The following is an 8572-nucleotide window of genomic DNA, read 5'->3' as shown; positions in this document are numbered from 1 at the left end:
AGGCCTCTTCGCTGGTCTTGGCCCGGAAGACGGGGTAGAGCAGCTCGATGGCGTTGTCGACCTCGGCGAAGAAGTTGCCGTGGGTGAGGGCGCAGGCGCCGCGGCTCACAGATGCGTACGACACAGACGTCGTCGAGCACCAACGGACCCAGTCCGACACGGACCTGGAGACGGGCACCCACCTCCGGCCAGTGCGGGTCGGCGGCGGTGACCTGTTGCGTGCCGGAGACCCATTCCCCGTAGCGATGGCCGTCGGCCAGCAGGTCCCATACCTCGGACGGCGAGCTCAGGATCAACCGGCGATTCCGGGCCACACCGACCACGCTCCCTGTCTCCGTCGAAACCGGCGCCCGCGCTGCAGGGCGCGGAACACGGCACCGACAGCACCCTGGGCGAGACCGTGGACCGCATCATGCGCGACACCGGCCTGGCAGGTCTCCCCACGCTCGACCTCTAGTCACCCGTCCGTACGCACCGGGCAGGGCGTGAGCGGCGTGCCGCGGTCAGGATGAACGGTGCCGGGGCGCCCGAATCGGCAGCACGGTGCTGCCTGACGCGACGCGCGGCTGTCGCTGCCCGTACGCGCGAGGGAGAGGTATGACCGAGACCGACGAGGCCGGGACCTTCTCTGCCGGGGCCGATTGGCCCTCGGAGCACCGTGACCCGAGTACCGGCATGGTCGACCTCCGGCGCGTCGGGGCGAACCCGGACTTCTGGTACCCCGTCGCCCTGGCGAAGAACGTGCGCAGCAAGCGGGCGTTCGCGACGACCTTCGCCGGTGAGCGCATCGCGCTGTACCGCGGGGAGAGCGGCACCGTGTACGCGCTGGAGGACCGGTGTGCCCACCGCCAGGTCCCGCTGAGCATGGGCGTCGTGGAGGGCGAGGCCCTGCGGTGCTGCTATCACGCCTGGGCCTACCGGGGCGACGGCCGCATCTCGCAGATCCCGTACCTCTCCAAGAGGGACGGCCGGCCCCCGCGCGGCGTGCGCGGCTACCCCGTCCGCGAGGCGTACGGCCTGGTGTTCGTGTTCCCGGGCGACCCGGACAAGGCGGCCGCCGCGCCGCTGCCCGACCTTCCCGCGTTCGGCTCGCCGCGGTACAGGACGATGACGTACTCCCGGACCGTGCGCTGCCACTACTCGTTCATGCACGAGAACCTCCTCGACATGAACCACCAGTTCCTCCACCGGGGCGTGGTCGGCAGGCTCCGCCCCGAACTGCTCGACTTCCGCACCGACGAGCGGTCGGTGGAGGCCCGGTACCTGTTCAGCCACGCCGGGGGCAAGCGGAATCGCGGGGCCAGTCTGCTGGCCGCCGAGGGCATCGGCGGCAGCGACTCCCGGGACGTCATGACGATCCGCACCGCGTACCCGTACCAGACCCTCGACCTGGTCCCGGAGAACGCCGAGCGGCCGGCCTTCCGCCTCTGGGCCGCCTATGTGCCCGAGGACGCCGAACAGCGCCGGTGCCACACCTTCGGCCTCCTCATGATCGAGAAGCCCCGGATTCCCGGCGCTCTGCAGCTGGCCTGGCCGCTCATCAGACGCTTCACCGAGCGGGTGTTCGCCGAGGACCGGATGGCCGTCGAGGCCGAGCAGTGCGCGTGGGACGAGCAGGGTGAGGACCGCAACCGCGAGGTGTTCTCCCTGATCCTGGACGTCCGCGAGGTCCTGCGGACCAACGGCGTCCCCATCCGCCCCCGGGGCGGCGCGTGCGGCGCCGCCTCGATGTGCGCCGGGCAGGACCGCGGGCCGTCGCCGATGCCGGGTGCCGACGGGGCCGCGCGCTAGGGGCGCGGACGCCTACCGGCCGGGGTCAGGCCAGGAACTCCGTCAGCAGCCGGTTGAGCCGGCCGGGTTGTTCGGTGGGCAGGGAGTGGTGCGAGGCGCCGGGCAGCGTGACGACGCTCGCCCCGGGCAGGAGCCGGCGTGCGGCGGCCGCACGCCGCGACGGCCTACTGCTTCGTCCGCGCCATGGTGGGTCAGCCGGCCGGGTGGTCGACGTGCAGCCGCACTTGCTCCTCCAGCCGCCGCAGGCTGCTGTCCCGCATCGTCGGTCACCGTGATGTCGCTGCGGCGCAGCTTCGGATGACGTCGTTTCTCGATCGCCCGGAACAGTACGCGGTGTCGTCTCACAGCCGCGGGATCCACCGACTCGTCGTTGTCGGGCGCCGCCATCACCTGGTTCCTTTCGCCGGTCGTCTTCAAGCACAACGCCTGCACGAATCTCGCGCGATCAAACGATCCCCTCCGCGCGGCGTCCGGTTGATCACGGAACGTGATGCGCGGGCGCTCAGGCCGGGGCGCGGGTCACCGTGACGTCCGGGAGGATCTCCGGGGCGGGTGTGTGCCGCCGCCCGGGCGGGGGAACTTGTCCGCCGGGTGCGTGCCTGGTGAGAGGAGCCCAAGTGACAGCGTCGGCGGCGGGCGGCCGCAACCAGGGCGGGCAGGGGGACGGGTACGAGCCGGACCCGAAGCGGTGGCGCGCCCTGTGGGTCACGCTGGTCGCCGGATTCATGAGCCTGCTGGACGTGTCGATCGTCGCCGTCGCCCTGCCCACTGTCCAGCGGCAACTGCACGCCTCCGCGGCCGAGGTGCAGTGGGTGGTGTCCGGCTACGCCCTCTCCTTCGGCCTCGCCCTGGTCACCGCCGGCCGCCTCGGCGACGCCCTGGACCGGCGCCGCATCTTCCTGATCGCCCTCAGCGGTTTCGTGCTCTTCAGCGCGGCCTGCGGAGCGGCCCCGAACATCACCCTGCTGGTCGTGGCCCGGCTTGCCCAGGGCCTGGCGGCCGGCTTCATGGCCCCGCAGAACTCCGCGCTCATCCAGCAGATGTTCCGCGGCGGCGAACGCGGCCGGGCCTTCGGGTTCTTCGGCGCCACCGTCGGCATCTCCTCCGCCGTCGGCCCCCTCACCGGCGGCCTGATCCTCGCCCTGGCCGACGGCGCCCAGGGCTGGCGCTGGATCTTCTACGTCAACGTCCCCATCGGCATCCTGGCGGTCCTCCTCGGACGCCGCCTGCTGCCCCGCACCCGGCGCTCCCGGCGGGAACCCATGGACCTGCCCGGTGTCCTGCTCCTCGGCCTCGGCGTCCTCGCCCTCATGTACCCGCTGGTCCAGGCGGAGACCGGCGGCCTCACCCGGCTGTGGTGGATGTTCCCCGCCGGTGCCGCGCTGCTCTTCGTCTTCACCCGCCGGCAGCGCCGCCTGGTCGACCGCGGTACCCAGCCGCTGCTCGATCCGCGCCTGTTCACCACGGTGCGCGGCTACGCCGTGGGCGCCGGCGTCGGCACGCTCTACTTCGTCGGCTTCAGCGGCGTCTGGCTGGTCTTCGCCCTCTTCTACCAGCACGGCCTGGGCTTCTCCCCGCTCGAGTCGGGCCTCGCCGTGACCCCCTTCGCCCTCGGCTCGGCCGTCGCGGCCGCCGTATCCGGGCGGCTCGTGGACCGGCTCGGCCGCCTGCTCACCGTGGGCGGCCTCACGGGCGTGATCCTCGGACTGGGCGGCACCGCGCTGCTGCTGCGCTTCGCGCCCCTCGACATCGCGCCCTGGATCGCCGCCCCGGTGCTGTTCCTCGGCGGCGTCGGCGGTGGGTGCGTGATCTCCCCCAACATCACCATGACGCTGCGGGACGTCCCCGTGCACATGGCGGGAGCGGCGGGGGGCGCTCTGCAGACCGGGCAGCGGCTCGGCGCCGCGGTGGGCACCGCCGCCCTGCCCGGCCTCTATTACCTCGTGCTCGGCAGCAGGAGCGACGACCACCGCGGCGCCCTCTTCCTCGCGATGACCGCCGGGCTCCTCGGCATGACCGCGTCCCTGGCCCTCGCGGCGTACGACTGGCGGCGCGACCGGCGGACTCGGGAGCCGCACGGCCCGTGCCCGGACGATGTCGCCCACAGCCCCGTGCACGCCCGGCAGACCTGAGCGCTCACGCCTTCACGAGGCCTGTGGCTCCGGCTGACGCGGGGCGGGTGCGTCGTCGTCCAGCTCGCCGCGCAGCGCGCCGAGGGCGAAAGCCGTCATGGACGCCAGGATCAGCAGCGCGAGCGGCCCCCAGATCGCCGCAATGGCCCAGAGCGGCCAGTCGTTGGCCGCCTGCGCCCAGAGCGTCAGGATCGCCGTCGCGCCCAGGCCGACGCCGTGCCACCGCACCATCTTCGCCGCCGTCACACGACGCTCGTCGCCCCGCGCGAAGAGCGGCCACACCCCGCCCACGAGGGCAGCCAGGCCGAACGAGACGCAGGCCAGCGCGCCGCCCAGTCGGTCCTCGGGCCAACCCACCGGGCCGTCCGACGTCTGCTGGCGCCGGCCCTCGGCGTCCCGTACCTCGACGACCTGCCCGTGCCAGATCACACCGACGACCTTCTCGTCCGGCTCCATCTCGGACATCACCGGCTCGGTCCGCAGGAACGTCACCTCCCACGGCTTGCCCGACGGCAGCACCAGCTTCGCCTCCGGGACCTCGCCCCGCTTCCCGCGGTTCATGGCGGCGCTCCGTACGGTGAACTCCTGCTCCCACACGCACCCCGACGCCTTGACGGGAACCGTGGCGCAGGCCGGCGCGCCGCGGTACTCCCTCTCCCGCTCCAGCGCCCCGCCGATCTCGCGGGCCGACGCCGAGCCGACGCCGAGCGTCACGACGGCGAGCAGTATCCACACCACGGACCGCATGGCTGCGTCCCCCGACGACCCCACCGCGCCTCATCCCCCTTCCGTCACCGCAGACCCCGGAGCATTGGAACACGCCTCAGGCGTACGTGTGGACCCGCCTGCCTTCGACGAAGGCCGTGAGGACCCGGGTGGCGGCGATCTCCTCGGGCGGACCCGCGAACGGGTCGCGGTCGAGGACGACCAGGTCGGCCGCCTGTCCGCGCCGTCGAGACGGGGATCGGCCTGCTGCTCACCGCGGGCTTCCCCGCGGCCGACGCCGCACGGCTCTACCTCGCCTTCATCGACACCGTGCTCAGCCACGCCGCCACGGAGGCGGCGTTCCACGCTCTTTCCCCGCAGCAGCGCGAGACCGACCACCGGTCGTGGCGGAACGTCTACCAGGGCCTCGATCCGGCGACGCACCCGTCCCTGACCGCGGTACGACAGGAGCTGCCCGCGATGGCGGACAGCTCCTTCGAACAGGCGGTGGACCTCCTGCTGGAGGCCCTGGCGGCCCGGGCACCGGCTCTCCCGCGGAGGTAGCGGGCCCGCGCTACAGCACCTCGGCCCGCCCGGGGGTGTCGTCCAGGAAGCCGCCCGACTGGTGCTGCCACAGCTTCGCGTAGGCACCCTCGATCGCGAGCAGCTCCTGGTGGGTGCCCTGCTCGACGATCCGGCCGCGGTCGAGGACGACGAGCTGGTCCATGCCGGCGACCGTGCTCAGCCGGTGCGCGACCACCAGCGCGGTCCGGCCGTCCATGAGCCGCCACAGCGCCTCCTGGACCAGCAGCTCGCTCTCGGAGTCCAGGGCGCTGGTGGCCTCGTCGAGCAGCAGGATCGGCGCGTCCCGCAGGATCGCCCGGGCGAGGGCCACCCGCTGGCGCTGACCGCCGGACAGCTTGACGCCCCGCTCGCCCACCATGGTGTCGAAGCCGTGCGGCAACGCCGCGGCGAACTCGGTGACATGGGCCGCCTCGGCCGCCCGGCGGATCTCGGCGTCGGTGGCGTCCGGCCGGGCGAAGGCGATGTTGTCCCGCAGGGTGCGGTGGAACATCGCCGGGTCCTGCGGCACGTACGCGATCCGCCCGCGCAGGTCCGCCTGGCGCACCCGGCTGATGTCCTGGCCGCCGACCAGGATGCGGCCGCCGTCGATGTCGGTCATCCGCAGCAGCAGTCGGGTGAGGGAAGTCTTTCCGCCGCCGGACCGGCCCACGAGACCGATCTTCGCCCCGCTCGGCACGGCCAGGTCGAGTCCCTCGAAGAGCGGCCGGCCGCCCTTGTGGGCGAAGGTCACCTTCTCGAAGCGGACGTCGGCGGCCCGGGACCGCAGCGGCTCCGGGGCGGGAGGGTCGAGCACGGTCGGCGGCACCAGGAGCAGTTCGGTGAACTGCGCGGCCTCCGTCATCGAGCTCTCCAGCCGGCGGTATATCTGGTTGAACTCGAACATGATCCGGGTCGCGTTGTTGTAGTAGGCGAAGGCGACCACGATCGCCTCCACCCCGTGCGCTCCACCACCCAGCGTCACCGCGAGCAGCAGGCCCATCGCGCTGGTCAGGACGGACATCGGCGCGACCAGCGTGTCGATGCGCAGGTTGCCGTAGTCCCACGACCGCATGGTGAGCCGGCGTGACCTCGCCACCCGGGACCGGTGTTCGGCGGCCTCGCGCTCCTCCGCGGCGAACGCCCGCACCGTGTCCATGTTCATCAGACTGTCGGCGACATGGCCCGACACCCGGGCGATCGCCTCCTCACGCTGGTCGACGAGCGCCTGGCGGCGCCGGATGAGCGGCACGACCAGTGCCGCCGTCAGCGCGATCATCACCACAAGACCGACGACGAGCAGCGGTTCGTAGCGCCACAGCACCACCGCGCCGAACGTCAGCGGCACGAAGCTCCCCACGATCTGGAACGTCAGCGTGTCGACGAACTGCTCGAAGCGCGAGGCGAAGCTGAGGACCCGCTTGGTCAGCGAACCGGCGAAGTTGTCGTGGAAGAACGCGGCGTCCTTGGCGAACAGTTCGTCCATGCCGGCCACGTACAGGTGCTCGATGCCCAGGGCGTCGAGGCGGTTGAGGCAGTGCAGGGCGACGCGCCACAGCGCCTCCGCGACCAGCAGGACCCCTGCGAAGGCAAGGACGTACGGCAGCATCGCGCCGACCGAGACGTCCTTGTTCCCCGCGATGTCGCCGACGAGCTTGGCGACGATCAGCGGCGCGACGTAGTTGATACCGATGTTGCCCAGCGCCGAGAGCAGCATCGCGGGCGCCGTCCACCGGCGCAGCCGGGACAACTCCCTTCCGTAGTAGCGAAGTGCGAGAAGTACCGAGCGCCTGCCCGGTAATACCCTGTGTGTTTCCGGCGTTTCCATCCCACCCCTGTGTCGTCCTGTGGCCGCCCGCCACGCCGCGCGTGCGGGCAGGGGCCATCGCCGCAACGGATGTGTGAGGTTTCGGGTCGAGTCCGGAAGTGTCCCGCGATGCCGGCCGCGGCGTCCAAGCCTTTTCCGGCCGGAGGGTGGTGTGCGGGGAGCGCCCTGGGGCGCGGCGGGCGGATTCGGGGTGGGACGGTGGCGCGCGCCGGTAGGCGACGTGGAGGCGCCCCTGCCGGCGCGTCAGGCGAGGTCGGAGAGGTCCTGCGGGGTGAGGGCGATCGACCGGGCGGCCATGTTCTCCTCCAGGTGGTCGAGGGAGCCCGTGCCGGGGATGGCCAGCGTGACGGGGGAGGACGCCAGCAGCCAGGCCAGGGCGATCTGCGGAACGCTCACCCCGTGCCGTTCCGCCACCTTGCTCATACGGTCACCGCTGAGGTCGCTGATGCCGCCGCCCAGCGGGAAGAACGGCACGAAGGCGATGCCGGCCTCCTCACAGGCGGCCAGGAGCCGGGCGTCGTCACGCTTGCCGGCGTGGTAGTGGTTCTGGACGGCCGCGACGGGCGCGATCGTCCGGGCCTCGGCGAGGTGACCCGAGTCGATGTTGCTCAGTCCGAGGTGGCGGATCAGACCCTCCTCGCGCAGCGCGGCCAGCGCCTCGAACCGTGCGGCCACGGACTCGCCGTGTGGCGGTTCCATCAGGCCGATGCGCAGGTAGACCAGGTCGAGCCGGTCCACGCCGAGGGTTTCGAGGTTCTCCTCGACCAACCGGCGCAGCCCGGCCGGGTCGTGAGTCTGGGTCAGGCCTCCGTCGGGCGTGCGCGCCGGGCCGACCTTGGTGGCGATGACCAGGCCGTCCGGGTAGGGGTGCAGAGCCTCGCGGATCAGGTCGTTGGCGCGGACGGACCGGTCGTCGCTGACGTAGAAGGAGGCGGTGTCGATGTGGTCGGCCCCGAGTTCGACGGCACGGCGCAGGACGGCGCGGCCGGTCCCGGGGTCCCGGGACGGGCCGGTGAAGCCGTTCGCGGACAGGCGCATGGCGCCGAAGCCGATGCGGTCGACCGGGAGGTCGCCGCCGAGGAGGAAGTCGTTGCTCATGTCCGCAGCCTCGGCGACGGGGCATCCCGGACGCCAACGCGTGGCAAAGAGCTGCCACGGGGCAGAATGGCCGGGTGGCAGACGTCGTGACGGTCCGCGGTGACCTCGATTTCCTCGCACGGACCGAGCACCTGTTCTCCTCGGTCCGCGAGGAGTTCATCTGCGCCGTCCGCGATCTCGACACCTTCTCCCAGCTGCGTCGCGCCCGGCAGGCTTCCGAGGGGTGGCTGCGCGAGCCCGGTGGCCGGCAGGTCCGCAAGCTGTGCAGCCCTGCCGCACTGGCCGGCGAGCGCGGCCGTGAGCATCTGCGCGACATCGCCGCCAAGGGCGCGCGGGTGCGTGTCGCCGCGACGGCCCTGCCCCACGAGACGATCATCATCGACCGCAGGTACGCGATCCTCGCCGGCCTGGACGCCCCGGGCGGCCGCGAGTACACCGTCACCTCGGGCGCCACCCT

6 protein-coding genes and 2 pseudogenes are annotated in these 8572 nt (G+C 72.4%); 4 read left to right on the top strand and 4 right to left on the bottom strand.

Annotation, left to right across the window (positions count from 1 at the left end; all coding sequences use genetic code 11):
* Window positions 1–95 precede the first annotated feature (95 nt).
* Window positions 96–314 (bottom strand): annotated as a pseudogene (locus ABZ281_RS25590) (SRPBCC family protein); the annotation flags it as partial.
* A gap of 283 nt (window positions 315–597) precedes the next feature.
* Here ABZ281_RS25590 and ABZ281_RS25585 point away from each other — a divergent pair.
* Both ABZ281_RS25585 and ABZ281_RS25580 read left to right on the top strand, forming a co-directional pair.
* Window positions 598–1791: an aromatic ring-hydroxylating dioxygenase subunit alpha gene (locus tag ABZ281_RS25585; RefSeq protein WP_356659047.1), complete on the top strand. Its 1194-nt coding sequence runs from the start codon at window positions 598–600 to the stop codon at window positions 1789–1791.
* 617 nt (window positions 1792–2408) lie between these two features.
* Window positions 2409–3923, top strand: coding sequence for an MFS transporter (locus ABZ281_RS25580; protein ID WP_356659045.1), 1515 nt, complete (start codon window positions 2409–2411; stop codon window positions 3921–3923).
* Window positions 3924–3935: 12 nt separating this feature from the next.
* On the opposite strand, the gene ABZ281_RS25575 is transcribed toward ABZ281_RS25580, so the two are convergent.
* Complete coding sequence (locus ABZ281_RS25575) at window positions 3936–4670, bottom strand: hypothetical protein (RefSeq protein ID WP_356659043.1); 735 nt, start codon at window positions 4668–4670, stop codon at window positions 3936–3938.
* A gap of 288 nt (window positions 4671–4958) precedes the next feature.
* Between ABZ281_RS25575 and ABZ281_RS25570 the strand changes: the two genes are divergently transcribed.
* Window positions 4959–5192, top strand: a complete 234-nt coding sequence (locus tag ABZ281_RS25570) for a hypothetical protein (protein ID WP_356659041.1) — start codon at window positions 4959–4961, stop codon at window positions 5190–5192.
* 10 nt (window positions 5193–5202) lie between these two features.
* Here the strand turns inward: ABZ281_RS25570 and ABZ281_RS25565 are convergent, their stop codons facing one another.
* The gene (locus ABZ281_RS25565; RefSeq protein WP_356659039.1) at window positions 5203–7017 is read right to left on the bottom strand and encodes an ABC transporter ATP-binding protein; all 1815 of its coding nucleotides are present in this window, start codon (window positions 7015–7017) and stop codon (window positions 5203–5205) included.
* 243 nt (window positions 7018–7260) lie between these two features.
* Window positions 7261–8115, bottom strand: a complete 855-nt coding sequence (locus tag ABZ281_RS25560) for an oxidoreductase (protein ID WP_356659037.1) — start codon at window positions 8113–8115, stop codon at window positions 7261–7263.
* A 74-nt stretch (window positions 8116–8189) separates the two neighbouring features.
* Here ABZ281_RS25560 and ABZ281_RS25555 point away from each other — a divergent pair.
* A pseudogene (locus ABZ281_RS25555) lies at window positions 8190–8572 on the top strand (DNA-binding response regulator); the annotation flags it as partial.

Origin of the sequence: Streptomyces sp. NPDC006265 (assembly GCF_040613555.1) — a bacterium.
GTDB lineage: Bacteria > Actinomycetota > Actinomycetes > Streptomycetales > Streptomycetaceae > Streptomyces.
The sequence above is the reverse complement of the archived record's forward strand: the minus strand, read 5'-3'. Positions and strand labels throughout refer to the sequence as shown.